This is a genomic window from Streptomyces neyagawaensis, assembly GCF_023516595.1.
GTDB classification, from domain to species: domain Bacteria; phylum Actinomycetota; class Actinomycetes; order Streptomycetales; family Streptomycetaceae; genus Streptomyces; species Streptomyces neyagawaensis.
Genome location: NZ_JAMGBG010000019.1, coordinates 218,048 through 243,660, shown reverse-complemented (window position 1 = coordinate 243,660; position 25,613 = coordinate 218,048). Strand labels below are relative to the sequence as shown.

Below are 25,613 nucleotides of genomic sequence, written 5' to 3'. Positions count from 1 at the left end.
GGCCCGGGGGCTGTCGCCCGGTCAGGCCCTCACCTCCGGTGTCAGCCGTCCAGGTCGGCGATCCGCGCCGTCGAGGCCTCGCGGCGGTCCCGGGCCGCTCGCGCCGTGAAGTCGGCGCTGCGCAGGACGCGTTGGACGTTGCCCCAGGTGAGCAGGGCGAGGTCGTCGTGGGACCAGCCGCGGTGGAGGAGCTCGGCGACGAGGTGCGGGTAGCAGGAGGCGTCGATGAGGTCCTCGGGGTGGGCGGCGCCGGAGTCGTAGGTGCCGGAGAGGCCGACGCTCTGGGGGCCGGCGATCGAGCGGACGTGGTCGAGGTGGTCGGCGACGTCGCGCACGGAGGGGCCGGTCTGCTCGGAGGTGAGCGGCACCATGCACAGGCCGTGCGCCTCGCCCAGCGCGGCCAGCAGGTCGTCGCTGAGGTTCGCGGGGTGGGGGCGCAGGGCGTGGGCCGCCGAGCGGGTGCACAGGACCGGGGCGCGGGAGACCGCGAGGGTCCGGCGGATCGTCTGTTCGGAGGCGCCGGAGAGGTCGGCGAGGACGCCCACGCGGTTCATCTCGCGGACCACCTCCTCGCCGAACCGGCTGAGCCCGGCCTCGCTCGCCCAGGAGACACCGGCGAGAGTGAGGGCCTTCAGGCCGAGCGCGTGCAGGGCGCGCAGAATGGCGAGGGAGTCACCGAGGGCCGGGGCGCCGGCGGGGCCGAGCAGGATGGCGACGCGACCGCGGTTGCGGGCGTCGGTGACCTCGCCCGCGGTGCGGACCAGTCGCAGATGCTCGGGGTCGGCTTCGACGGCCTTGTGGACCAGGTCCAGCTGCTCCAGGGAGGCGCCGACGGCCCGGTCGCCGGTCAGCGGCTCGGACAGGTGCAGCGACCAGAACAGGGCGCCGATGTGTCCCTCGCGCATCCGCGGCACATCCGTGTCCACGCCGCTCTCGCCGAGTTCCAGTTCGTACCAGGGCAGGTGGCGCAGCACCCACGGCAGCCCGCTGTAGCCGTCGGCCACGGGGTGGTCGGCGAGGAAGGCGTGCGCCTCCTCCAGCCCGTCCGACTGCTCGGCGCCCTCCGGGTCCGCGAGCCGCCCGGCGGCCTCCGGGGCGGCCTCGGGAGCCTTCGCACCGTCGGCGGTGCCGGGCTCGGTGGTGCCGGGCTCGGTGGTGCCGTCCGGCGGGGCTATCGGCTCGGCCGCCCCGAACCGACGGCTCGGCTTCGGCTTCCGCTTCGCGGGGGCGTCGAGCCGCCCCGCCTCCGCTGTCGCTTGCAGTTCGTCCTGCAGGTCTGCCATGGCGGACCTCCGTACCCGGTCGGTGAACGCAGTCACCGTCACCGTGCCACGGGTGCCGCCCGGATTCCTGGTGGGTGCGGCGTTCGGGGGTACGGCCGCCCGTCCTCGCCGGACGAGGGGCCGTACCACCGGCCGGGTGTCACCCGTCCAGCTGCTCCAGGGTCGCGTTCGACGGGGCCGTACGGGACTTCAGGTCGCGGGCGACGTCCTCGGCGGCGCCCAGCACACGGACCGCGTTGCGCCAGGTGAGCTTGGCGAGGTCGGTCCGGGACCAGCCGCGGTCGAGGAGCTCGGCGATCAGGTTCGGGTAGCCGGAGACGTCGTTCAGGCCGTCCGGGGTGAAGGCGGTGCCGTCGTAGTCGCCGCCGATGCCGAGGTGGTCGACGCCGGCGACCTCGCGCATGTGGTCGAGGTGGTCGGCGACCGTGGCGACCGTGGCGACGGGGCGCGGGTTGCGCTCCTCGAACTCGCGGTGGACCCGCATGGCCTCGGGGGTGGTGTCGAGGTGGTGGAGGCCGTGGGCGCGCATGTTCTCGTCGGCGGCGGCGGTCCAGTCGACGGCGGCCTGGAGGACGAACTTCGGTACGAAGGTCACCATCGCCACTCCCCCGTTGGCGGGGAGGCGTTCGAGGACGTCGTCCGGGATGTTGCGGGGGTGGTCGCAGACGGCCCGCGACGAGGAGTGGGAGAAGATCACCGGTGCGGCCGAGGCGTCCAGCGCGTCGCGCATGGTGGTCGCGGCCACGTGGGAGAGGTCGACGAGCATGCCCTCGCGGTTCATCTCACCGACGACGGCGCGGCCGAAGGCGGACAGGCCGCCGACGGCCGGTTCGTCGGTCGCGGAGTCCGCCCAGGCGATGTTGTCGTTGTGGGTGAGCGTCATGTAGCGGACGCCGAGCGCGTACAACGCGCGTAGCGTCGCGAGGGAGTTGTCGATGGAGTGACCGCCCTCGGCGCCCATCAGGGAGGCGATACGGCCCTCGGTACGGGCCGCCTCCATGTCGGCGGCGGTCAGCGCGGACCGCAGCCGCGCCGGGTAACGGTCGATCAGCTGCCGTACGCAGTCGATCTGTTCGAGGGTGGCGGGGACGGCGCCCGGCAGGAACGCGGAGTTCGAGGGCACGTACACCGACCAGAACTGGGCGCCGACGCCGCCGGCGCCCAGCCGGGCGAGGTCGGTGTGCAGATAGGCGCTCTGGTCGGTGGCGATGTCGCGGGCGCCCAGGTCGTAGCGGACCTGTTGACGCAGCGCCCACGGCAGGTCGTTGTGCCCGTCGGCGATCGGGAACTCGCGCAGCAGCTCCCGGGCCTCCTCCAGCGAACCCGTCCCCGTCATCCCGGTCACTTCCTCTTCCCCCGTCGTCCCCGTCACTTGCCGTACTCCCCCGTCCTCCCGGTCGCCCGGGTCGTCGCGGCTCTCGCGGTCAGTGGTGCGTCACTTGCCGAAGCCGAAGCCGCCCGAGCCCTCGACCTTGTTGCGCAGGCGCTTGCCCTTCTCGGTGGCCTGGTCGTTCAGTTCCTGCTGGAACTCCCGCATCCGGCCGAGGAGTTCCTCGTCCTGGGTGGCGAGGATGCGGGCGGCGAGCAGTCCGGCGTTGCGCGCGCCGGCCACGGACACGGTCGCGACGGGCACCCCGGCCGGCATCTGCACGATCGACAGCAGCGAGTCCATGCCGTCGAGGTACTTCAGCGGTACGGGCACACCGATGACCGGCAGCGGGGTCACGGAGGCGAGCATGCCGGGCAGATGGGCGGCGCCGCCCGCCCCGGCGATGATCACCTTGAGGCCCCGGTCCGCGGCCTCCTCGCCGTAGGCGACCATCTCGCGCGGCATGCGGTGCGCGGAGACCACGTCGACCTCGTAGTCGATCTCGAACTCGTCGAGGGCCTGCGCGGCGGCCTCCATGACGGGCCAGTCGGAGTCCGACCCCATGACAATGCCTACGACCGGGCTCATTCGGTGATCGTGCCTCTCAGGTATCCGGCGGCGTGACGGGCGCGCTCCAGCACGTCGTCGAGGTCGTCGCCGTAGGTGTTCACGTGACCGACCTTGCGGCCGGGCTTCACGTCCTTGCCGTACATGTGGATCTTGAGCTGGGGGTCGCGGGCCATGCAGTGCAGATACGCCGAGTACATGTCCGGGTAGTCGCCGCCGAGGACGTTGACCATGACGGTCCACTTCGCGCGGGGGCGCGGGTCGCCGAGCGGGAGGTCCAGGACGGCCCGGACATGGTTGGCGAACTGCGAGGTGACCGCGCCGTCCTGGCTCCAGTGGCCGGAGTTGTGGGGGCGCATGGCCAGCTCGTTGACCAGGATGCGGCCGTCGCGGGTCTGGAACAGCTCGACGGCGAGGTGGCCGACGACGTCCAGTTCCTTGGCGATGCGCAGGGCCATCTCCTCCGCCTGGAGGGCGAGGGCCGGGTCGAGGTCGGGCGCCGGGGCGATCACGGTGTCGCACACCCCGTCGACCTGCCGGGACTCCACGACCGGGTAGGCCACGGCCTGGCCGTGCGGGGACCGGACGACGTTGGCGGCGAGCTCCCGTACGAAGTCGACCTTCTCCTCGGCGAGGACGGGAACTCCGGCGCGGAACGGCTCGGCGGCGTCCTCGACGGAGCGGACGACCCACACGCCCTTGCCGTCGTAGCCGCCGCGGACGGTCTTGAGGATGACCGGAAAACCATCGCCCTCCGCCGCGAAGGCCGCCACGTCCGCCGGGTCGGCGACGATGCGGTGCCTCGGGCAGGGCACGCCGATCGCGTCGAGCCTCGCCCGCATCACGCCCTTGTCCTGGGCGTGCACGAGGGCGTCCGGGCCCGGGCGTACGGGGATGCCGTCCGCCTCCAGCGCCCGGAGGTGCTCGGTGGGTACGTGTTCGTGATCGAAGGTGATCACGTCGCAGCCCTGCGCGAACGCACGCAGCGTCTCCAGATCGCGGTAGTCGCCGACGACGACATCACCGACGACCTGGGCCGCGGAGTCCTGAAGGGTGTCACTGAGGAGCTTGAACCTGATGCCGAGCGGGATGCCAGCCTCGTGCGTCATACGAGCGAGCTGACCGCCGCCGACCATGCCGACTACCGGGAACGTCACACCCCCAGAGTATCGGCCATGGAATCGGCCACTCCCCGGTGTCCGGTTTCCGCCCCCTTCCGCTGCGTCGGCGGCCCCTGTGAGGTGCTGCACAGGCGTTGCCCGGGGGCGCTGGTTAGCATGGCGGAACCAGTGGATTTCGATCGAAGATCAACTGTTTTCGGACCGACAGGACCCGACCGGGTACCGACCGGGGTACGACAGACCACCGAGCGACGGGGGCCGGCAGACGATGGGAAGCACCACCTCGGGGCCTCAGCCGAAGCCCCGCGGCGTCCTGCGCCGACGGATCGACCTCCTCGTCCGCGAGGTCGCCAAGTTCGGTGCGGTGGGCGGTGCCGGGCTGCTGGTGAACCTCGCCGTGTTCAACCTCGTACGGCACACCACCGACCTCCAGGTCGTCCGGGCCAGTGTGATCGCCACCGTCGTCGCCATCGCCTTCAACTACGTGGGGTTCCGCTACTTCACCTATCGGGACCGCGACAAGAGCGGCCGGACGAAGGAGCTCAGCCTCTTCCTGCTGTTCAGCGCGGTGGGCCTGGTCGTCGAGAACGGCGTCCTCTACACCGCGACCTACGGTTTCGGCTGGGACAGCCCGCTGCAGAGCAACATCTTCAAGTTCCTCGGCATCGCCGTCGCGACCCTCTTCCGCTTCTGGTCGTACCGCACGTGGGTGTTCCGTGCCCTGCCCGCCCGCGAGGCGGTGGCGAGCGCGGAATCGTTCCTGGAGGCGGGAGCCGCCCACCCGCCCGCGCTGACCGCAGGCGGCCCGGGCAAGCGCCCGGACGGCCGGCGCTAGGGCCCTTGTGATGGATCTCCGTGGGAGAAGGAGCGGCGTTCGGTGCGTGCTCTCGGTATGCCGCGCGGAGGCCCTCGTAGCGGAGCCACCAGGGCTTTAGTCCGGTGCGGCGAGTGGGGGTACCCCTGCTCGAAGAGCTTGGGGGAGCGTGCCGGGCGTCGCGACGCCGCGGAGATCCATCAGAAGGGCCCTAGAGGCCCCAGGGACTCGCCCTCTGTCGCTCCTACCGCACGGGCCGGTCGTCGCCGGCCGGGGTTCTCACCGGGGTGCGTGACAGGAACAGGCCGAAGACCGGGGGCTGGGCCTGGAGCATCTCCAGACGTCCGCCGTCCGCCTCCGCGAGGTCGCGTGCGACGGCCAGCCCGATCCCCGTGGAGTTCCGCCCGCTGATCGCCCGCTCGAAGATCCGCGCCCCGAGGTCGGCGGGGACGCCTGGCCCCTCGTCGGTGACCTCGATGACCGCCTGGTTGCCGGTGACACGGGTGCGCAGCGCCACCGTGCCGCCGCCGTGCATCAGCGAGTTCTCGATCAGCGCGGCCAGCACCTGCGCGACCGCACCCGGCGTGCCCACGGCCTGGAGGTGCCGTTTGCCAGAGCTGACGATGGCGCGGCCGGCGCTGCGGTAGGCGGGGCGCCACTCCTCCAGCTGCTGCTTGATGACCTCGTCCAGCTCGAACGCGACGGCGGAGCCGTTGCGCGGGTCGCGGGAGTTCGTCAGGAGCCGCTCCACGACGTCCGTCAGCCGCTCGACCTGGGCGAGCGCGATGTGCGCCTCCTCCTTCACCGTGGCCGGGTCGTCGGTGAGCGTGATCTCCTCCAGCCGCATCGACAGCGCGGTCAGCGGCGTGCGCAGCTGGTGGGACGCGTCGGCGGCGAGGCGCCGCTCGGCGGTCAGCATGCGGCCGATGCGCTCGGCGGAGGCGTCGAGGACGTCCGCGACCCGGTCCAGCTCGGGGACGCCGTACCGCTTGTGCCGGGGGCGGGGGTCGCCGGAGCCGAGGCGCTCGGCGGTCTCGGCGAGGTCGGTGAGCGGGGAGGCGAGGCGGTTGGCCTGCCGTACGGCGAGGAGGACCGCGGCGACGACGGCGAGCAGGGCGACCGCAGCGATGATCAGCAGCGTGCGGCCGACCTCGCGGCTGACCGCCGAGCGGGACTCCTCGACGGTGACGACCTCGTCCTTCTCGCCCTTGGCCTCGTGGCGGATGACGTCGCCGACGGGCTTCACGCCGATCTCGATCGTGCGCTGGCCGGGGATCTGGATGCGCGCGTAGCGGTCGTCGCCGACCTGGTCCTCCAGGACCTCGACGGTGATCCGCTCGTCGCCGATGATCCGGCTGTCCACGATGCTGGTCAGCTGGACCGCCTCGGACTCCACGCGTTCCTGGGCGCTGTTGCTGATCGTCCGCGTCTCGACGATGACGAGGGAGACGCCGAAGACCGCGATGACCACGAGGACCACGGCGAGGGTGGACTGGATGAGACGGCGACGCACGGCTGCCCTCCGGGCGGGGCGGGGTGTTCTGGGACCTTCGATTGTGCGGCACCCGGTACGGGGCCCGGGCGGCGCCCGGACCCCGGGGCCGCCAGGCGCCCGCCCGGGTTCCTCAGAGCCTGTGAACAAACCCGCGCCCGGGCCCGAGGTGCCTGGCACCTCCGCCTCCGGCGTTGTCGTCAGTCGCGATGGCTCCGCCATCACTCCTTCCTCCGCCGTGGATCCGAAGGCGCCAGGCGCCTCGGGCGGATCCGGACGGGGGTTTGTTCACAGGCTCTCAGTTCTTCTCGAACCGGAAGCCGACGCCCCGCACGGTCGCGATGTACCGGGGGTTCGCCGCGTCGTCGCCCAGCTTCTTGCGCAGCCAGGAGATGTGCATGTCGAGGGTCTTGGTGGAGGACCACCACGTGGTGTCCCACACCTCTCGCATCAGCTGGTCACGCGTGACGACCCGCCCCGCGTCCCGCACCAGCACCCGCAGCAGGTCGAACTCCTTCGCGGTGAGCTGGAGCTCCTCGTCGCCCATCCACGCCCGGTGGGACTCGACGTCGATCCGCACGCCGTGCGTGGCGGGCGGCTGCTGCGGCTCGGCCGCGCCGCGCCGCAGCAGCGCCCGTACGCGGGCGAGCAGCTCGGCGAGCCGGAACGGCTTGGTGACGTAGTCGTCGGCGCCCGCGTCGAGGCCGACGACGGTGTCCACCTCGTCGGCGCGCGCGGTCAGGATCAGGATCGGCACGGTGTGGCCCTCGGCACGCAGCCGGCGGGCGACCTCCAGACCGTCCATGCCGGGCAGCCCCAGGTCGAGGACGACCAGGTCGACGCCACCCTGCATTCCGGCGTCCAGCGCGGTGGGGCCGTCCTCGCGGACCTCCACCTCGTACCCCTCCCGGCGCAGTGCGCGGGCCAGCGGCTCCGAGATGGACGCGTCGTCCTCGGCGAGCAGTACACGGGTCATGCGCTGATGGTAGTCCGCCGAGAACCGCAGGTGGAGGGTGATCGCCAAGCCTGATTCACACCTTCGTCCGGCGGAATTCTTACTCCTGACGGCCATGATCGAATAGGTCGGGCATTCCACCCCCGTCCGGTGAAGATCCAGCTCCGGCCGTCGAGGGTCCATGGAGATCAGGGACTGTCCGTGCGGATTTCCGCGGCGGTTTCTCCTCCCTGAATGCGCACCCCGCACCGTGGGGAGGCAATTCCCGGGCCTGCCTTCGAATGCGCGAGCGCTATCGCATTCTTACCTGTGATCCGGCTCTCAATCCCTTCCATTCCCTTGTCTACTCTGGCGTATGGTGATGGAACGCTCGTAGCGACACGTGGGGACCTTTGGCGGCTTATATGCGCTGAAGGTCTCTTTTGTGCGCGGGGCCGGATTCTCCGGCCTCGCGGGAACGACCTGTGGCCGGCCCCCCGCGCCGACGGAATCCCCTGCCGTCGACGCGCGTAGAGGGCGTGGATCCCCCGGTGGTGCCGGCCGCCCCTCCGACCGGGCGCCGCACACCCCGTGCGGCGTCCCGAAGCGCAAGGAACGACCATGGCGTCCAGCCTGACGAAGGACTCGGCCGACCGGGGGACCCCCGGCGACGAGCGCACCTTCTTCGGCCACCCCCGAGGACTGGCCACTCTCTTCATGACCGAGATGTGGGAGAGGTTCTCCTACTACGGCATGAAGGCCCTTCTGCCGCTCTACCTGGTCGCGCCGAACGGCCTGGACCTCGGTGCGGCGGCGACGATCACCATCACCGCGGTGTACGGGTCGATGGTGTACCTGCTCACCCTCCCCGGCGGGTGGATCGCGGACCGCTTCCTCGGCCCGCGCAGGACGGTCGCCGTCGCGGGCGTCGTCATCATGCTCGGCCATCTGACCCTGGCCCTGCCGTCGGCCGGCGTCTTCTACCTGGGCCTCGCCCTCGTCGCCATCGGCTCGGGCCTGCTGAAGGCCAACATCTCGACCATGGTCGGCCACCTCTACGACGGCCCGAACGACCCGCGCCGCGACGGCGGCTTCACCGTCTTCTACATCGGCATCAACGCGGGTGCCTTCGCCGCGCCGCTGGCCATCGGCACGGTCGGCGAGAAGGTGAGCTGGCACCTCGGCTTCGGCATGGCCGCGGTCGGCATGGCTCTGGGCCTCGCGCAGTTCCTGCTGGGCAGCCGCCATCTGAGCGAGCGCAGCGACATCGTCCCCACGCCGATGCCCGCCGCCGAGAAGTCGGCCGTCCTGCGCAAGGCCCTGCTGTGGCTGGCCGTCCCTGTGGTCTTCTACGGCGTCGTCGGCCTGTCCGGTCACTACACGGTCAACTGGGCGGTGATCCCGGTCACCCTGATCGGTCTGATCGTCCCGATCTGGGTGATCGCCCGGATCAGGCGGGACCGCGACCTGGACGCCGCCGAGCAGTCGAAGATGTCGGCGTTCGTCTGGTTCTTCGTGGCCGCCGCCATCTTCTGGATGATCTACGACCAGGGCGCCTCGACGCTGGCCGTCTTCGCCAGCGAGTCCGCCGACAACAGCGTGCTCGGCTGGGAGTTCCCCGTCTCCTGGTACCAGTCCCTGAACCCGTTGATGATCATGGCGGCGGCGCCCGTCTTCGCCTGGCTGTGGGTGTGGCTGAACCGGCGGGGCAAGGAGCCGAGCACCATCGTCAAGTTCTCGGCGGCGCTGCTGCTGATCGGTGCGTCGTTCTTCCTCTTCCTGGCGCCGCTGGCGATCGCCGGGGACGGCGAGAAGGCCGCCGCGCTGTGGATCGCCGGGATCTACTTCGTGCAGACGCTCGGTGAGCTGACGCTCTCCCCGGTGGGGCTGTCCGTCACGACGAAGATGGCACCGGTGAAGTACGCCTCCCAGATGATGGGCGTCTGGTTCCTCGCGGTCAGCGCGGGCGACTCCGTCACCGCGCTGCTGTCCAACGAGGCCGTCGGCGGCGTCAACCTCGACCGGACGGGCTTCGTCGCCGTCGAGGCCACCCTGGCCGCGCTCGCCGGTGTCGCGCTGTACATGTACCGCAACAAGGTCAAGCGGCTCATGGGCGACGTGCACTGAGCCCGCCGCCCCGGCTTGTCGCGCAGGGCCGCCGCACCTCGGGGTGCGGCGGCCCTGCGGGCTTCCGCGGACGTGCCCATGCGGGCTTCCGCTGACGTTCCCGCCGTGGGCGCGGGGCTCAGCGCAGGTAGCGGCGCGGCATGAAGGTGAAGACCGCGCCGCCGAGCAGCGCCGCCGTGCCGGCGACGAGGCCCAGCGCCTTGAGCGTGCCCTGGCCTCCGTCCGCGCCCGTGTCCGCGAGTCCACCGCCGGTGGCGCCGCCGGAGGCCGTGCCCGAGCCGGACGCCGAGCCGCCGCCCGCGGAACCGGAGGACGAGGAGCCGCCCGCCGCGCCGCCCGGCTGTTCCTCGGTGTCGAGGGTGAGCGAGACCAGCGACTCGGCGGGGGTGCACGTGGTGGTCGTACCCAGCGCCTTGATCGTCAGCACGCCGGGGGCCAACGTGGACTCACCGCTCGCACCCGGCTTGTAGGTGCCGGTGAGGTCGGGGATCTCCATGGGGTCGCCCGCCTTGATCGGCTCGGCGTTCGTCGGTCCCTCGACCCGGACCGAGCCCTTGTCGGCCCCGCCGAGGACGATCTCCATGGCGGGCTTCACCGAGTCCGCGGGGATGTCGGCGGGGCTGTCCATCACGGACTTCTTGAACCGCACGGTGAGGTCGAAGCTCCCGCCGTCCTTCGTGGCGTCGATCTGCACCGGCGAGACCACGCTCCGGTCACCGATGGGCGTCACGCAGTCGTACGGGACCCTGACCTCCTTGCCGGGGAATTCGGTCTGCCCACCACCGCCGCCGGTCGAGCCACCGCCGGTCGAGCCGCCGGAGGTCGTGCCCGAGGTCGTCGTGCCGCCCGCGGTGGTGCCCGAGGTCGTCGTACCGCCGGTCGTGCCACCCGCCGTCGTGCCGCCCGTGGTGGTCCCGCCCGACGACGTGCCTCCGCTCGTGCCGGTGGTGCCGCTCGTGCCGCTGCCGCCCGTGGTGCCGCTCGTACCGCCCGAAGTACCGCCGCCGCCCGTGACGTCGATGGTCGCCCCGGCGGCCACCGGTACGGTCGGCGCGCACGTGGTCTGGGTCGAGAAGACGTCGATGGCGTACCCGCCGGGGGTCAGGGTCACCGCGCCGGGTGCCGTCAGTTTCAGGGTGCCCTTCATCGTGGAGAGGACCATGGCGGCGCCCTTGGGGATCGCGGGGTTCTCGCGCGGGCCCTTCATGGCGATGTCGGCGGTCTGCGCCCCGGCGGCCTTGAGCGTGCCGCTCGGCTGGACGGTGTCGGCGGGCAGGTCGATGAGGTCGGGGTTCTTGGACGCGGCCTGGACGAACTTCCACACCACCTCGACCTCGTCACCGACCTTCGCCGTCTTCGGGGCGGTGATCTCCACCTTGGTCGTGCCCTCGACGGGCGGCAGTCCGGAGATCGGCGGCGGCACGCACTTCGTCGCGTACGACACCTCGCCCGCGTACGCCGGCACGGCCGCCGCCCCCAGCAGGGCACCGGCCCCGCCGAGCATCAGGGCGACCCCGAGTGCACTGGCTCTTCGCTGCGCTCTCACGCGCTTCCCTCTCTGGTCGGAGTCGTGGGGCTGTCTTCCCTCGGTGCGGAGAGCGCCCCGGCCGCCGTGGCCCCCGGATCGGTGTCCGGGGTGAACCACGGCAGGGCCGGGGTCGTACGAGACGTGGTGCGGGCCCCGGACGGCGACGGGCGGGATTCGGCGTGCGCGCCCGTCGAGGCGCCCCACCGGGGGAGCCGGCGGGTGAGTCCGGGGAGCGGTGGCCGACGGCGGGACCGTCGGCCGGAGACGGTGGGGCGCGGCCGGAACCGGTCCACCACCGCCAGTCCGACGCGGAACAGCGCGGCCGGGACGACGAGGCAGAGCAGGAGCCAGAAGAGGGTGACGCCCCAGGGGCGGCCCACGTCCCAGGGGTGTTCGGCGAGGACCTTGCCGCCGTAGGTGAGGGAGACGGTGTAGTCGCCGTGCGCCCCGGCGGCGAGTTGAACGGGCAGGGAGACGCGGGCCTTGCGGCCCGGCTCGATGGTGCCGCGCCACTGGTGGTCCTCCCACTGCGGCGCGTACACCCCGTGCGAGGTGCCGACCTGGAAGACGGGGTTCTCGACCGGGGAGGCGCCCACATTGCCGACGGTGAGGACGAGTTCGCGGGTGGCCGGGGCCCCGAACCAGGTCAGCAGCCCGCTCGTGCCCCTCAACTCCGTGTCGGTCAGCACGGAGAGCCGTCCGCCGGTGGCCTCCGGGGGCAGCGGCTCGACCGAGTGCCCGGCGACCTGGAAGGCCGCGAAGGCCTCCGCCTTCTTCCCGGTGATGGTGGCGACGCGCACCACGCACGGGCACGGCACCGGCGGCTCCGCCACCGGCACCCTCCGGCTGAAGTCGCCCTCGGCGTCGGCCGTCACGGCCCGGCCGTCGGCGTTGGCGCAGGAGTCGGTACCCCCCGACACACCCCGCGACGGCGTCGACCGACCGCAGATCAGAATCATCAGCAGCACCCTCGACCGCCAGCCGCTGCCGGTGACGGTGAGGGAACCGCCCGTCCCCGCCTGCGACTTGGACAGCGTCACGGCCGGCCCGTCCGCCGCGACGGCCGGGCCGGCCCCGCCGCCGAACGGCACGGCGACGAGCGCGAACGCCAGCGCGAGCACGAGCACGACCGGCGCCGCCGCGGGAACCCGCGCACTCCTCACGTCATGGCTCCCGTCAGCGGCGCGCGGCCTGATTCCTGCGCGTCAGCCACAGCGTCCCCGCGGCGCCCGCGAGCAGCACCGTGCCGCCGAGCGTGCCGAGGGCGACCGCCGAGTCCAGGGGGCCGGTCTGCGGCAGTTCCCCGCCCGACCCGCCGGCACCGTTCGTCCCCCCGGAGGCCGACCCGCCGGAGCCGCCGGACCCGCCCCCGCCCGCCGCGGTCACGTCCAGCGTCAGCGACGGCCCCGGATCGTTGCCCGGGGTGCAGGTGGTGACCGTGCCGAGGGCCTTGATGGTGAGCACACCGGCGGTGAAGTCGACCTTGCCGGTCTTCTTCGGGGTGTACGTCCCGCTCAGGTCATTGATCTTGATGGGGGTGTTGGCCGGAATGGCCTCCTGGTTGGCCGGTCCCGCGACCGTGAGGGTCCCGCTCTCGGCGCCGCTCAGCTTGATCGTGGCGCTCGGGCTCATCGCGCCCTTGCCCAGCTCCACCGGGCTGGACGAGACGCCCTTCTGCCAGGACATGGTGATCCGGTAGCCGTCGCCCCGCTTCACGCCCTTGATGTCGATGGGCGAGACCGCGGACTTGTCCCCGATCGGCGTCTTGCAGTTGTACGTGACGTCCACGACCTCGGCATGGGCCACCGGGGCGGCCATCAGCACCGCCGAGCCGGCCAGGGCCACGAGGGACGTGAGCGCGGCGGTTCGTTTCTGGTACGTCCGGTACGACACCTCGGCACCCCACATTCTGACGGAACATCAGATCGGCCGCTCAAGGTACGCCGGGGGTCATGAGGAGGGAAGACACACGCAAGTGTCAGATGTGTGCCGATGCGCCGGGCAACGCTCCGGGCCGACGGGGCGATCGGAGCCCCTTCGGACTCGGGTCGGGGCGAGCGGAGCCCCTGCCGGACCCGGGCCGGGGCGATCGGAGCCGCTGCCGGGGCTCAGGCCGGGGCGCGAGCGGAGCCGCTGCCAGGGCTCAGGCCGGGGCGCCCAGTTCCGCCCACACGGTCTTGCCGGCGGCACCCGGCGTCCGCACGACCCCCCAGTCGAGGCACAGTCGCTGCACGATAAACATGCCGTGCCCTCCGGGCCGTCCCGCCCGGTGCGGTGTGCGCGGCGCCGGATTCCCGGCTCCCCGGTCGGCCACCTCGATGCGCAGCACCTTGTTGTCGCAGCTGATCCACAGCTCGGCGGGCCCCCCGGCGTGCAGGCAGGCGTTCGTGACCAGCTCGGACACCACCAGCAGCACGTCCTCGGCCGCGGCCCGCTGGTCGGCGGTGGCGGCGGGCAGCCATCCCCACTCGTACAGCGCCTGGCGGGTGAAGTCACGGGCGAGCGGGACCACGCCGCTCTCGCCGTCGAAGCTCAGCCGGCGGGACCGGCGACCGGCGGCCGTCGCCGCGGGCCGGTCCTCTCCGGGCGCTCCGGAAGCGCCGCCGACGCCCGGTTCCGGGCCGCGGTCGCCCGGCGAGACAGGCCGGGTGGTGCTCATCAGCGCTTCACCTCACCGATTCACCAGTTCAGGTATCAGGACTCAAGAGTGCGGGAACGGAGCCCGCCGCACGTGCTTTTTCCTGCTGTCATCCGTTGTGCCATCCGTCTTTCCGTCATGCCCGTCGAGCCGTCGGCCGGTGCTTGCGACCCGTTCAGGATGTCTCCTGCCCGAGCGAACCGTCAGAACACCCACGTTTTCGGCACGAAACCTGTGACGCCAGTAACCCACCGGTCGCTGTGTGACACGCGGGCAGGGCCCGGCGGGCGGTGGCCGACCGGGGGGCGGCCCTCCGGCCCGGCCCAGGGGGCATCCCCTAGGCGGACAGGGCCGCCTCGACCGTGTCGTGGACGGTGAAGACGGCCTCGGCGCCGGTGATCTCGAAGACCCGGGCGACCGCCGGCAGCATCCCCGCCAGATGGACCCCGCCGCCCGCGGCCTCCGCCCGGAGGCGGACGCCCAGCAGGACGTTGAGTCCGGTGGAGTCACAGAACTCCAGTTGTGTGCAGTCCACCACAAGGCGGGCGAAGCCCTTGTCGAGGCACCCCTCGAGCGGCTCGCGCAACAGATCGGCGGTGTGGTGATCGAGCTCACCCGCCGGGGTCACGACGGCGCTGGCGCCCTCTTCCCGCACCTCGACCCGTAGCCGGCCCGACTGTGCGCTGCCGACCGTCCCACGGTCCATGCCGTCATCTCTCCCGACCGTCGTGGCTGCTGACTCGCCCTCGAACACTACGCCTTCTCCACACTCCCCGACACCCGAACAATCACCCACAAAGGGACATATCGTCACAGTAGGCACTTGCGACGGTGTCCCGGAACCGGGTAGGCCTAGTAGTGACACCAATCAACACGGCCGGCTTCGGAGGCGCCGCACACCGCAGTGCACGTATTGGCATCGGCGGCCATATGCCGAGAACGATGGAGGACATCATGTCACCCCGGCTCGACGAATCGCATACCCAGAGGGCGACGTCGACACCCTCTCTGGAAGACGGTCTCGACGACATCGCCCACCCATCGGGCGACTCGCTCGACGACCTCCCGGAGATCCCCCCGTACGACGAGGTGGGGCCGGTGGACGCACGGGCCCTGTCCAAGACCCTCTTCGAGCGCCTCGAATCGCTCGAGGAAGGCACGCACGAATACTCATACGTCCGCAACACCCTGGTGGAGCTGAACCTCGCGCTCGTGAAGTTCGCCGCCTCCCGGTTCCGCTCGCGCAGCGAACCCATGGAGGACATCATCCAGGTCGGGACGATCGGCCTGATCAAGGCCATCGACCGCTTCGAGCTGAGCCGAGGCGTGGAGTTCCCCACCTTCGCGATGCCGACGATCGTCGGCGAGATCAAGCGTTTCTTCCGTGACACGAGCTGGTCCGTGCGGGTCCCGCGCAGGCTCCAGGAGCTCCGCCTCGACCTGGCCAAGGCCGGTGACGAGCTCGCCCAGAAGCTCGATCGCGCTCCGACAGTGGGAGAGTTGGCGGAGCGCCTGGGTCTCACGAACGACGAGGTCGTCGAGGGCATGGCCGCGTCGAACGCGTACACGGCCTCGTCGCTGGACGCCCAGCCCGAGGAGGACGACTCCGAGGGCGCCCTGGCCGACCGCATCGGCTACGAGGACCACGGGCTGGAGGGCATCGAGTACGTCGAGTCCCTGAAGCCGCTGATCGCCGGGCTGGCACCGCGTGACCGACAGATCCTTTCCCTCCGGTTCGTCGCCAACATGACGCAGTCCGAGATCGGGGACGAGCTGGGCATCTCCCAGATGCACGTCTCCCGACTGCTGTCCCGCACGCTGGTCCGCCTGCGCAAGGGGCTGACCCTCGACGAGTAGCACGCGTCGGCCACGACGAAACATTTCGGCCGGGTGCGGCAGGAGCCATGTTCCTCCCGCACCCGGCCGAACTGTGTCCGGGCCCCGGCCGCCCGCTCAGACCTCGCGCACGCCCCTGCGCCACACACCCGTGACCAGGGGCACGCCCGGCCGGTAGGCGAGGTGGACATGGCTGGGCGCGTCCAGCAGGACCAGGTCGGCGTACGCGCCCGGGGTGAGGCGGCCGATGTCGTCCCGGCGCAGCGCCCGCGCGCCCCCGGCCGTGGCCGACCAGACCGCCTCGTCCGGCGTCATCCGCATGTCCCGCACGGCGAGCGCGACGCAGAAGGGCACCGACGATGTGAAGGACGAACCGGGGTTGCAGTCGGTCGACAGGGCGACGGTGACGCCCGCGTCGAGCAGACGGCGGGCGTCCGGCCACTCGGCACGGGTGGAGAACTCGGCGCCGGGCAGCAGGGTGGCGACCGTACGGCTGTGGGCGAGGGCGTCGACGTCGGCGTCGGTCAGATGGGTGCAGTGGTCGGCGCTCGCCGCGTCCAGTTCGACGGCGAGCTGCACGCCGGGGCCGTGGGAGAGCTGGTTGGCGTGGATACGCGGGTGCAGCCCCTTGGCCTTGCCGGCGGTGAGGATCGCGCGGGCCTGGTCGCCGTCGAAGGCGCCCTTCTCGCAGAAGACGTCGATCCAACGGGCGTACGGGGCGCAGGCGTCGAGCATCTCGCCGGTGACGAGGTCCACGTACGCGGCAGGGTCCTCGGCGTGGTCCGGGGACACGATGTGCGCGCCCAGGTAGGTCACCTCGTCGGTGTGCCGGGCGGCGATGCGCAGGGCCCGCGCCTCGTCCTCGACGGTCAGGCCGTAGCCCGACTTCGTCTCGAAGGTGGTCGTGCCCTGGCGGAGGGCCTCGTGGAGGTAGCGGGTGAGGTTCGCCTCCAACTCCTCGTCGCTGGCGGCGCGGGTGGCGGCGACGGTGGTGCGGATGCCGCCCGCGCTGTAGGCCCGGCCGGACATCCGGGCGTTGAACTCGGCGGTCCGGTCGCCCGCGAAGACGAGGTGGGAGTGGGAGTCCACGAAGCCGGGGAGCACCGCCCGGCCACCGGCGTCGACCCGATTGTCAGTGGCGGGTGCTTTGCTTCGTTCACCGGTCCACGCGACGCGTTGACCGTCGATGACGAGTGCCGCGTCCCGGATCAGGCCGAGAGGGGATCCGTCGCCGAGAGAGGGGTCGTTGGTGACCAGGGCAGCGATGTTGGTGATGAGTGTGCTGGCGGTGCTCGCGGAGTGGGCGGGGCTGTCGGTCGTCGGGCTGCTCATGGCGTCCTTGGTGGCCTTCTCGGCGGTCGGGTCGGGTGCGGGCTCTGCTTCGGGTGCGCGGTCGGGCCTCATCCGCGCAGGGCTGCGACGGCCTCGGCGAGCGCCTTCGGCACATCCGGTACGAGGGCGTGCGCCCCGTCCCGTACGACGTGCCGACCTCCCACGACCGTGTGCGACACGTCTGCTGCCGACGCGGCGAATACAGCCGTCTCCGCGCCCAGCCGTGGAAGCGGGCCTGCCGTCCTGACGGAGTCGAGCGCGATCGTCGTGAAGTCGGCGAGCGCTCCGGGCTCCAGGGTGCCCGCCTCGTCCCAGCCGAGCGCCGCGTGGCCGTCGGCCGAGGCCGCCCGCAGGAGGGCCGCCGCCGTCCAGTGGCCGCGGGTGCGGCTGCGGAGCCGTTCGTTCAGCTCCATCGCGCGGGCCTCTTCGAACAGGTCGATGACGGCGTGGCTGTCGGAGCCGAGGGAGAGCGGGGAGCCGGCCCGTTGGAGGGCGACGGCCGGTCCGATGCCGTCGGCGAGGTCGCGTTCGGTGGTGGGGCACATACAGGTGCCGGTGCCGCTGCCGCCGATCAGCGCGATGTCGGTGTCGGTGAGGTGGGTGTTGTGGACGCCGGTGGTGCGGGGCCCCAGGACCCCGTGGTCGGCGAGGAGTTGGGTGGGGGTGCGGCCGTGCGCCGCGTGGCAGGCGTCGTTCTCGGCCGTCTGCTCCGACAGATGGACGTGCAGCGGGGCCCGCCGCTCCTCGGCCCAGCGGGCCACGGTCGCCAGTTGTCCGGCGGGCACGGCCCGTACGGAGTGGATGGCCGCCCCGATCCGCGCGTGATCCCGTTCCTTGAGAACAGAACAGCGTTCGGCCCAGGCGTCCGCGGTGCCGTCGGAGAAGCGGAGCTGGTGTTGGTCGGGTGCCTGGCCGAAGCCGGAGGAGAGATAGGCGGTGTCGAGAAGGGTGATCCGGATCCCGGCCTCGGCGGCGGCCGCGATCAGCGCCTCGCCCATGGCGTTCGGGTCGGCGTAGGGGGTGCCGCCGGGCGCGTGGTGGACGTAGTGGAATTCACCGACGGCGGTGATGCCGGCGAGCGCCATCTCCGCGTACACGGCGCGGGCGAGCGCGTGGTAGCTGTCGGGGGTCAGCCGGTGCGCCACCTGGTACATGACCTCGCGCCAGGTCCAGAAGGTGCCCGAGCCGACCTGGACGGTGGCGCGCAGGGCCCGGTGGAAGGCGTGGCTGTGGGCGTTGGCCAGTCCGGGGAGGGTGAGCCCCCGGAGGGGCTCGGCGCCGGGGGGCGGGGTGGGGGTGCCGGTGTGGACGGCGGTGATGCGGCCGGCCCGGGGGCTGCCCGGCCCGGCCACGGTCAGGGTCACGCCCGGCTCGACGTCGCTGCCGAGCCAGGCGTGTTCGAGCCAGTAGGTCGTCTCCGTCACCTGCGGGCCAGCCCTTCCAGTACGTCGGCGAGCGCGGTCACCCCAGCCAGGCAGTCGTCCTCGGCGGCGTGCTCGGCCGGGGAGTGCGAGACGCCCGTGGGGTTGCGTACGAACAGCATGGCGGTCGGGACGTGTCCGGAGAGGATCCCGGCGTCGTGTCCGGCGCCGGTCCCGAGCACCGGCACCTTCAGCTCGGCGGCGCCCCGGCCGAGGATGCGGGCGAGTTCGTCGCGCAGGGCGTGCTCGAACTCGACGACCGGGGTGAAGGACTCGCGGACGACGTCCAGTTCGACCCCGTGGAGCTGGGCGTAGTCGCGGGCCGCCTCCTGGATCGCGTCGACGACCGTGTCCAGCGTCTCCTGGTCCTCGGCGCGGGAGTCGAGCCAGCCGCGGACGAGGGAGGGGATGGCGTTCACCCCGTTGGGTTCGACGGAGATCTTGCCGAAGGTGGCGACGGCGCCGGCGAGCCGTGCCTCGCGGCGGGCGGCGAGCACGGTCTCCGCGTACGACAGCATGGGGTCGCGGCGGTCGACGAGCCGGGTCGTGCCCGCGTGGTTGGCCTCGCCCCGGAAGTCGAAGCGCCACCGTCCGTGCGGCCAGATGGCGCTGGCGATCCCGACGGCGTCGCCGGACAGGTCCAGTGCCCGTCCCTGTTCGACGTGCAGTTCGACGAACGCGCCGATCCGGGCGAGCCGCTCGGGGTCGGCGCCGATGCCCTCCGGGTCGTACCCGGCGGCCTCCATCGCCTGCGGCAGGGTCACCCCGTCGCCGTCGGTCAGCCGGTGCGCCTGTTCGACGGTCAGCTGCCCCGAGCTGAGCCGGGAGCCCACGCAGGCGAGGCCGAAGCGGGCGCCCTCCTCGTCGCCGAAGTTCACGATCCCGATCGGCTTGTCGAACCGGGCGCCCCGGGCGCGGAGTTCGTCGAGCGCGGCGAAGGAGGACACGACGCCGAGGGGGCCGTCGAAGGCCCCGCCGTCGGGTACGGAGTCGAGGTGGGACCCGGTGACGACGGCGTCGCCCTGCCGGGGGTCGCCCAGCCAGGCCCACTGGTTGCCGTTCCGGTCGACCTCGTGGGTCAGCCCCCGGTCGCGGGCCTGCTCCTCGAACCAGGCCCGGCACTCGGCGTCCGCGCCGGTCCAGGCGAACCGCCGGTATCCACCGGAGTCGGGGTGCCGCCCGATGGGGAGGAGATCACGCCACATCTCGTGGAAGGAGGCGCCGCCGGGCCCGGTCGGGCCCGCGGGTGCCGGTGAGGCGGCGGCTCCCGCCAGGGAGCCGCCGTCGTGGCCGCCGTGGCTCGGGGTCACGCGTCCTCACCCTCGCCGTTCGCGGCGTCGGCGCCCTCGCGCATCGGTACCCGCACGCCCCGCTCGTCGGCGACCGACTCGGCGATGTCGTAGCCGGCGTCGACATGGCGGATGACGCCCATGCCGGGGTCGTTGGTGAGGACGCGGCGGATCTTCTCGCCGCCCAGCTTGGTGCCGTCGGCGACCGTGACCTGGCCGGCGTGGATGGAACGGCCCATGCCGACGCCGCCGCCGTGGTGGAGGGAGACCCAGGAGGCGCCGGAGGCGACGTTGACCATGGCGTTGAGCAGCGGCCAGTCGGCGATCGCGTCCGAGCCGTCGAGCATGGCCTCGGTCTCGCGGTAGGGGGAGGCGACGGAGCCGCAGTCGAGGTGGTCGCGGCCAATGGCCAGCGGGGCGGCCAGTTCACCGCTCGCGACCATGTCGTTGAAGCGCTCGCCGGCCTTGTCGCGCTCGCCGTAGCCGAGCCAGCAGATGCGGGCGGGCAGGCCCTGGAAGTGGACGCGCTCGCCGGCCATCTTGATCCAGCGGTGCAGGGACTCGTTCTCGGGGAAGAGGTCGAGGATCGCCTTGTCGGTCTTGGCGATGTCGGCGGGGTCGCCGGACAGGGCGGCCCAGCGGAAGGGGCCCTTGCCCTCGCAGAACAGCGGCCGGATGTAGGCGGGGACGAAGCCGGGGAAGGCGAAGGCGCGGTCGTACCCGGCGAGCTGGGCCTCGCCGCGGATGGAGTTGCCGTAGTCGAAGACCTCGGCGCCGGCGTCCTGGAAGCCGACCATGGCCTCGACGTGCCGGGCCATGGACTCGCGGGCGCGGGTGGTGAAGCCGGCCGGGTCCTTGGCGGCGTAGGAGGCCATGTCGTCGAAGTCGACGCCGACGGGGAGGTACGACAGGGGGTCGTGGGCCGAGGTCTGGTCCGTGACGATGTCGATGGGGGCGCCCATGGCGAGGAGCTGCGGGACGAGGTCGGCGGCGTTGCCGAGGACGCCGATGGACAGCGGGCGGCGGGCGTCGCGGGCCTCGGTGGCGAGCTGGAGGGCGTGGTCGAGGTTGTCGGCCTTCACGTCCAGGTAGCGGTGCTCGATGCGGCGCTCGATGGCGCGCGGGTCGCAGTCGATGCAGAGCGCGACGCCGTCGTTCATGGTGACGGCGAGCGGCTGGGCGCCGCCCATGCCGCCGAGGCCGGCGGTGAGGGTGATCGTCCCGGCGAGGGTGCCGCCGAACTTCTTGGCGGCGACGGCCGCGAAGGTCTCATAGGTGCCCTGGAGGATGCCCTGGGTGCCGATGTAGATCCAGGACCCGGCGGTCATCTGGCCGTACATGGTCAGGCCGAGCTGTTCCAGGCGGCGGAACTCCTCCCAGTTCGCCCAGTCGCCGACGAGGTTGGAGTTGGCGATGAGGACGCGCGGGGCCCACTCGTGGGTCTGCATGACACCGACGGGGCGGCCGGACTGGACGAGCATCGTCTCGTCCTGCTTGAGGGTCCTCAGGGTGCGGACCATGGCGTCGAAGGAGCGCCAGTCGCGGGCGGCCTTGCCCGTGCCGCCGTAGACGACGAGCTTGTCGGGGTGCTCGGCCACCTCGGGGTCCAGGTTGTTCTGCAGCATGCGGAGGGCGGCTTCCTGCTGCCAGCCCAGGGTGCTCAGTTCCGTACCGCGCGGGGCTCGAACAGGGCGGGGTCCTGACACGGGTCTGCCTCCTCGATTTACAGCAACTATTCACATCCTGACTCGATGAATAGAGCTAGTCAATACGCCCGTACGCCAGCGACGGCGCGCCATGGATGTTTGGCTGGACACACTGGGTGCATGGGCCCGGGAACGACACCACCACGGGGGGACGAGATGGGAGACGCGACGCGCGGGGCCGACGGGACGGGGCCCGCCGCCCGGCGTGACGGGGCGGCGGAGGATCCCGCCGCGCGGCGGGAGAGCGCGGCCGCGGACCGCGCTTCCCGGCCGGACGGGGACGCCGAGGCGGACGCCGAGCGCACGCTCCGGCTGTTCGAGACGGACGACGAGCGCGCGGCCCGGCGGGACGACGCCGTGCGGGCGGCCGTGGAGCAGGGGCTGCTCGGACCGGCCACCCCGCTGATCGGGCTGCTGGACGTCGCCGGGATCCGGGCGTCGGCGGCGGCACTGCGGCGGGCGTTCGACGAGGTGACGGCGCCCGGCACACCGGTGCTGCACGCGTTCGCGGTGAAGGCGACACCGCTGGTGCCGGTGCTGCGGCTGCTGCGCGAGGCGGGGATCGGCGCGGAGGTCGCGAGCGCCGGTGAGCTGGCCCTGGCGCGGGCCGCCGGGGTGTCGCCCCGGCAGACCGTGCTGGACTCCCCCGCCAAGACCCCGGCGGAGCTGCGGGAGGCACTGGCGCTGGGCATCGCCGTCAACGCGGACAACCCGCAGGAGCTGGACCGCCTCGACGCGCTCGTCCGCTCCGCCACCACCCGCTCCCCGCTCGGCATCCGGGTGAACCCGCAGGTGGGCGGGGGCGCGATCGACGCGCTGTCCACCGCGACGGCCACCTCGAAGTTCGGGGTGCCGCTGCGGGACGAGGGCGCCCGGGAGTGGGTCGTACGGGCGTATCTGGAGCGGCCGTGGCTGAGCCGGCTGCACGCGCACTCCGGGTCGCAGGGCATGCCGCTGTCGCTGATGACCCGGGGGATCGCGGAGACGTACGAACTCGCCGAGGAGATCAACCGGCGGATCGGGCGGCAGCAGATCGACACGATCGACATCGGCGGCGGCCTGCCGGTGAACTTCGCGTCGGAGGCGGCGACACCGACGCACGCACAGTACGCGCGGCTGCTGGCGGAGGCGGTGCCGGGGCTGTTCGACGGGCGGTACGGGCTGGTCACCGAGTTCGGACGGTCGCTGCTCGCCAAGCACGGGACGGTGGTGGCGCGCGTGGAGTACACCAAGAGCGCGGGCGGGCGGGCCGTGGCGGTCACCCACGCGGGGGTGCAGGTGGCGGCCCGGACGGTGTACGCGCCGGGGGCGTGGCCGCTGCGGATCGCGGCGTACGACAGCAAGGGCCGGGTCAAGGAGGGGCCGGCGGTCGAGCAGGACGTGGCGGGACCGGCCTGCTTCGCGGGCGACCTGCTCGCCCGGGGGCGCTCCCTGCCGCGCCTCGAACCGGGGGACTACGCGGCGGCGTTGGACACCGGGGCGTACTACTTCGCGCACCACTACGGGTACAACTCGCTGCCAAGGCCCGCGATCCACGGCTACGCGCCCGGTGAGGGCGAGGGCGGGGTGCGTTTCGCGGTGGTCCGGCGGGCGCAGACGACGGAGGAGATCGTCGTGGAGTCGGGCGGCGGGGAACGGTCGGGGCTCCTGGGGCTCTGACGCCCCTCCACCACCTGGTAAATACCGTGCGGCGGGCGGACGTTGCCCCGGCCCGTCGCGCGGCTCCCCGCGCGTTCGCCAACGCCGTTCCCCGCGCGTCCGCCAACGCGGGGGCTCGCGGGATGCCGGACGCTTCACTTCGCGCGCCCCGCGCGCCCCCCACAATGGTTGCTGCCCGGCGGTCCATCCCGGGTCCGTATGCGCGTGGATCGCATACCCGCACCTCAGCGCACCGGCCGCCCTCGCGGACCTCAACAGCGGTGAAAATGAGGCAAGTCGACCCACCTTAGTCACCTCTCCGCATGTTCCGCTGGAAATTGCCAGATCACTCACCCCTCGCGCACACGTTGCGTAGCGTCTGCGTCACTCAGCCGAACCGCAGGCAGGAGGGGAGCCACGGTGCCCGGAATCGACGAGTGTCTGGTGGAGGCCATGAGGCTGCCCGGTGCCCTGGGCGCCGCGGTGGTCGACTGGACCAGCGGACTGGCGCTGGGCACGGTCGGGGACGCACCCGGCGGTGACCACGAGACGACCGCGGCGGAGGCGGCGGAGCTGGCCCGGCTCGCGGCGGAGCACCGGGCGTTCGCCCCGGAGGAGGGTTCTGACTGGTCCGGGGCCGATCTCCCCGTCGAGGACCTGATCGTCAGCAACCGCGACACGTACCACGTGCTGCGGTTCGTGCGGACGACGTTCGACAGCAGTGTCTTCCTGCATCTGTGGCTGGCCAGGTCGGACGGCAATCTCGCGCTGGCCCGGATCCGGCTGGGCGAGATGGCGGGGCGGCTGGTGCTGGCATGAGTGTGATCACCACATCGGCTCCCCCACTGCCCGTGCGCGGCGAGCACACCCGGCACGCCGTCTCCCCCATGCTGCACCGGCTCGCCGCCGAGCGGGCCACCGGCGTCCTGCTGCGCGAGTCCGGCTCGCTCTATCTGTCCGACGGCGAGGTCGTGCACGCCGAGAGCCCCCGCTCCCCCGGGCTCGACGTGCTGCTCAGCGCCGGGGGCGTCCTCGACACCGACGGCTGGCGCGAGGCCGTCGACACGGCGGGGGCCGGGCTGCGGGTCGGACGGTTCCTCGTCGACAGCGGCCGGGTCACCAAGGGCGCGCTGGAACTGTGCCACGCGGGCGCCATGTTCGACGCGGCGTACTTCGTGCTCGGGCCGAGCAGCGCCCCGGCCCGCTTCCGCTACGGGGCCGCGCACTGGCTGGGACCGATACGCCCGGTGCCGGTGGCCACGATCACGCGGGAGGCGCTGCGCCGCAGGGACCTGCTGCACCGCATCTGGCCCGACGCTGCGGCGGACGACGCCCCGCTGATGCGGGCGGTCGGCCTCTCCTCCCCACCGGTCCCCATCCGCCAGGGGGCCGTGCTCGACCAGATCAACGGTTTCCGCACCGCCGCCGACATCTCCCTGACCCTCGGCCGCCCCACCTTCCACACCCTGGTGGCCGTCCGCCGACTGGCCGCGGCGGGCCTCATCTCCCCGGCACCACCCCATCCGCCCAGAACCCCACCGGCACCGGACACCACCCCGGGCCGCACCGCACCCGCACCGGACACCCCACAGGGCCCCTCCGCGCCGACACGGGCCACCGTCCCGTACGCCACCCCCTACGCCGCCCCGCACCCCGGCTCGTACGGCGCCCCCGACGGCCCCGCGGGCGGCTCCCCGGCCGGGACGGCCACCGCGCCCGGCACCCTCCCACCGGAGCCGGCCGACGTACCGGGCTCCACCCCGCCGCACCCCGTCCCCGTCCCCGCACCGCCGTGGCCGCTGGTCACCGCCGACCCCGACATCGCCCTACTGCAAAGGCTCAGGGATGCGCTGGAGGCCCTTTGAGCGGCAGCGGGAGCGCCCCGCCGAGAGGAGATTACCCATGGCCGCCGAGGCGGAAGTCCTCGACGAACTGCACCGGTTGCGGGCCCGTGTGCCCCAGCTGACCGGGGCGCTCGCGGCCAGCGTGGACGGGCTGGTGCTGGCCCACGACACCCCCGGCGTGGAGCCGGAGGGCCTGGCCGCACTCACCGCCGCCGCACTGGGCGTCGCCGTACGCATCACCGACGCGGGCGGCCGGGGCGACCTCCGCGAGCTGCTGCTGCGCGGCGAGCAGGGCTATGTGGCGACGTACGCGGCGGGTGCCTCCGCCGTGCTCACGCTGCTCGCCCAGGACCGGGTCAACGTGGGCCGGCTGCACCTGGAGGGCCGCCGGACCGGCACCCGTATCGGGGAGCTGGTCGACGCCTCGCCCCGCCGCGCGGCCGACCCGGTCGCCGGCCGGGCCGCGATCAAGGCCCCGGCCGACACGACCGGGCGGAGCCCGGCCAGGTCCCTCGCCCGGACGCCCCCGGGCACCGAACCGACCACGTCGCAGACGCCGTCCAGGGCCACGGTCAGGTCGACCATGCCCCGCCGGACGCCCGGCGCCTCGACCGCACGATCCACCCCCCGTACCACTCCCAACGCACCGACCACGTCAGAGAGTTGAAAGGACC

Annotated in this window: 22 protein-coding genes; 7 read left to right on the top strand and 15 right to left on the bottom strand. The window is 72.5% G+C overall.

What is annotated here, in order from left to right; all coding sequences use genetic code 11:
* Positions 1–41 precede the first annotated feature (41 nt).
* The 4 genes from M8J73_RS11165 to M8J73_RS11150 all read right to left on the bottom strand — a co-directional run bounded on the left by M8J73_RS11165 (position 42) and on the right by M8J73_RS11150 (position 4,376).
* Entirely contained in the window at positions 42–1,283 is a 1,242-nt protein-coding gene (locus M8J73_RS11165; protein WP_055539445.1) for a dipeptidase, read from the bottom strand.
* 139 nt (positions 1,284–1,422) lie between these two features.
* Positions 1,423–2,619 (bottom strand): dipeptidase, encoded by a 1,197-nt coding sequence (locus M8J73_RS11160; RefSeq protein WP_055539446.1) that lies wholly within the window; start codon positions 2,617–2,619, stop codon positions 1,423–1,425.
* A gap of 99 nt (positions 2,620–2,718) precedes the next feature.
* Positions 2,719–3,240, bottom strand: coding sequence for a 5-(carboxyamino)imidazole ribonucleotide mutase (purE, locus tag M8J73_RS11155; protein ID WP_079054912.1), 522 nt, complete (start codon positions 3,238–3,240; stop codon positions 2,719–2,721).
* Positions 3,237–4,376 (bottom strand): 5-(carboxyamino)imidazole ribonucleotide synthase, encoded by a 1,140-nt coding sequence (locus M8J73_RS11150; protein ID WP_055539448.1) that lies wholly within the window; start codon positions 4,374–4,376, stop codon positions 3,237–3,239. Before M8J73_RS11150 ends, purE begins: the two co-directional genes overlap by 4 nt.
* A 232-nt stretch (positions 4,377–4,608) precedes the next feature.
* Between M8J73_RS11150 and M8J73_RS11145 the strand changes: the two genes are divergently transcribed.
* Positions 4,609–5,175 carry a GtrA family protein gene (locus M8J73_RS11145; protein WP_055539449.1) on the top strand — a complete coding sequence of 189 codons (567 nt, stop codon included), beginning with the start codon at positions 4,609–4,611 and terminating at the stop codon, positions 5,173–5,175.
* Between the two features lie 223 nt (positions 5,176–5,398).
* On the opposite strand, the gene M8J73_RS11140 is transcribed toward M8J73_RS11145, so the two are convergent.
* Complete coding sequence (locus M8J73_RS11140) at positions 5,399–6,667, bottom strand: sensor histidine kinase (protein WP_055539450.1); 1,269 nt, start codon at positions 6,665–6,667, stop codon at positions 5,399–5,401.
* Positions 6,668–6,944: 277 nt separating this feature from the next.
* The gene (locus M8J73_RS11135; RefSeq protein ID WP_048819934.1) at positions 6,945–7,622 is read right to left on the bottom strand and encodes a response regulator transcription factor; all 678 of its coding nucleotides are present in this window, start codon (positions 7,620–7,622) and stop codon (positions 6,945–6,947) included.
* 579 nt (positions 7,623–8,201) lie between these two features.
* On the opposite strand from M8J73_RS11135, the gene M8J73_RS11130 reads away from it, so the two are divergent.
* On the top strand, positions 8,202–9,707 hold the full coding sequence (locus M8J73_RS11130; protein WP_055539451.1) for a peptide MFS transporter: 1,506 nt from the start codon (positions 8,202–8,204) through the stop codon (positions 9,705–9,707).
* A gap of 118 nt (positions 9,708–9,825) precedes the next feature.
* Here M8J73_RS11130 and M8J73_RS11125 read toward each other — a convergent pair whose 3' ends face one another.
* From M8J73_RS11125 to M8J73_RS11105, 5 genes are all read right to left on the bottom strand, one after another.
* On the bottom strand, positions 9,826–11,211 hold the full coding sequence (locus M8J73_RS11125) for a hypothetical protein (protein ID WP_055539452.1): 1,386 nt from the start codon (positions 11,209–11,211) through the stop codon (positions 9,826–9,828).
* A gap of 38 nt (positions 11,212–11,249) precedes the next feature.
* The gene (locus M8J73_RS11120; protein ID WP_055539453.1) at positions 11,250–12,398 is read right to left on the bottom strand and encodes a hypothetical protein; all 1,149 of its coding nucleotides are present in this window, start codon (positions 12,396–12,398) and stop codon (positions 11,250–11,252) included.
* Positions 12,399–12,411: 13 nt separating this feature from the next.
* Complete coding sequence (locus M8J73_RS11115) at positions 12,412–13,143, bottom strand: peptidase (protein WP_249828538.1); 732 nt, start codon at positions 13,141–13,143, stop codon at positions 12,412–12,414.
* 235 nt (positions 13,144–13,378) lie between these two features.
* Positions 13,379–13,894: an ATP-binding protein gene (locus tag M8J73_RS11110; RefSeq protein WP_055540173.1), complete on the bottom strand. Its 516-nt coding sequence runs from the start codon at positions 13,892–13,894 to the stop codon at positions 13,379–13,381.
* Between the two features lie 316 nt (positions 13,895–14,210).
* Positions 14,211–14,579 (bottom strand): STAS domain-containing protein, encoded by a 369-nt coding sequence (locus M8J73_RS11105; protein WP_055540172.1) that lies wholly within the window; start codon positions 14,577–14,579, stop codon positions 14,211–14,213.
* A 248-nt stretch (positions 14,580–14,827) separates the two neighbouring features.
* On the opposite strand from M8J73_RS11105, the gene M8J73_RS11100 reads away from it, so the two are divergent.
* Entirely contained in the window at positions 14,828–15,730 is a 903-nt protein-coding gene (locus M8J73_RS11100) for an RNA polymerase sigma factor SigF (protein ID WP_055540174.1), read from the top strand.
* A 96-nt stretch (positions 15,731–15,826) separates the two neighbouring features.
* On the opposite strand, the gene hutI is transcribed toward M8J73_RS11100, so the two are convergent.
* The 4 genes from hutI to hutU all read right to left on the bottom strand — a co-directional run bounded on the left by hutI (position 15,827) and on the right by hutU (position 21,457).
* A complete protein-coding gene (hutI, locus tag M8J73_RS11095; protein WP_055540171.1) occupies positions 15,827–17,113 on the bottom strand; it encodes an imidazolonepropionase in 1,287 nt (428 codons plus the stop codon).
* Positions 17,110–18,465, bottom strand: a complete 1,356-nt coding sequence (locus M8J73_RS11090) for a formimidoylglutamate deiminase (RefSeq protein ID WP_249828537.1) — start codon at positions 18,463–18,465, stop codon at positions 17,110–17,112. The genes hutI and M8J73_RS11090 overlap by 4 nt, the downstream gene beginning before the upstream one ends.
* Positions 18,462–19,667 carry an allantoate amidohydrolase gene (locus M8J73_RS11085; protein WP_249828554.1) on the bottom strand — a complete coding sequence of 402 codons (1,206 nt, stop codon included), beginning with the start codon at positions 19,665–19,667 and terminating at the stop codon, positions 18,462–18,464. Before M8J73_RS11085 ends, M8J73_RS11090 begins: the two co-directional genes overlap by 4 nt.
* Positions 19,668–19,768: 101 nt before the next feature.
* On the bottom strand, positions 19,769–21,457 hold the full coding sequence (gene hutU, locus M8J73_RS11080; protein WP_055538430.1) for a urocanate hydratase: 1,689 nt from the start codon (positions 21,455–21,457) through the stop codon (positions 19,769–19,771).
* 156 nt (positions 21,458–21,613) lie between these two features.
* Between hutU and M8J73_RS11075 the strand changes: the two genes are divergently transcribed.
* The 4 genes from M8J73_RS11075 (at position 21,614) to M8J73_RS11060 (ending at position 25,606) form a co-directional block, all read left to right on the top strand.
* A complete protein-coding gene (locus M8J73_RS11075) occupies positions 21,614–23,116 on the top strand; it encodes a type III PLP-dependent enzyme domain-containing protein (protein ID WP_055538429.1) in 1,503 nt (500 codons plus the stop codon).
* A gap of 399 nt (positions 23,117–23,515) precedes the next feature.
* Entirely contained in the window at positions 23,516–23,914 is a 399-nt protein-coding gene (locus M8J73_RS11070; protein ID WP_055538428.1) for a hypothetical protein, read from the top strand.
* Entirely contained in the window at positions 23,911–24,960 is a 1,050-nt protein-coding gene (locus tag M8J73_RS11065) for a DUF4388 domain-containing protein (protein WP_249828536.1), read from the top strand. Before M8J73_RS11070 ends, M8J73_RS11065 begins: the two co-directional genes overlap by 4 nt.
* A gap of 37 nt (positions 24,961–24,997) precedes the next feature.
* A complete protein-coding gene (locus M8J73_RS11060; RefSeq protein ID WP_249828535.1) occupies positions 24,998–25,606 on the top strand; it encodes a roadblock/LC7 domain-containing protein in 609 nt (202 codons plus the stop codon).
* Positions 25,607–25,613: the final 7 nt, after the last annotated feature.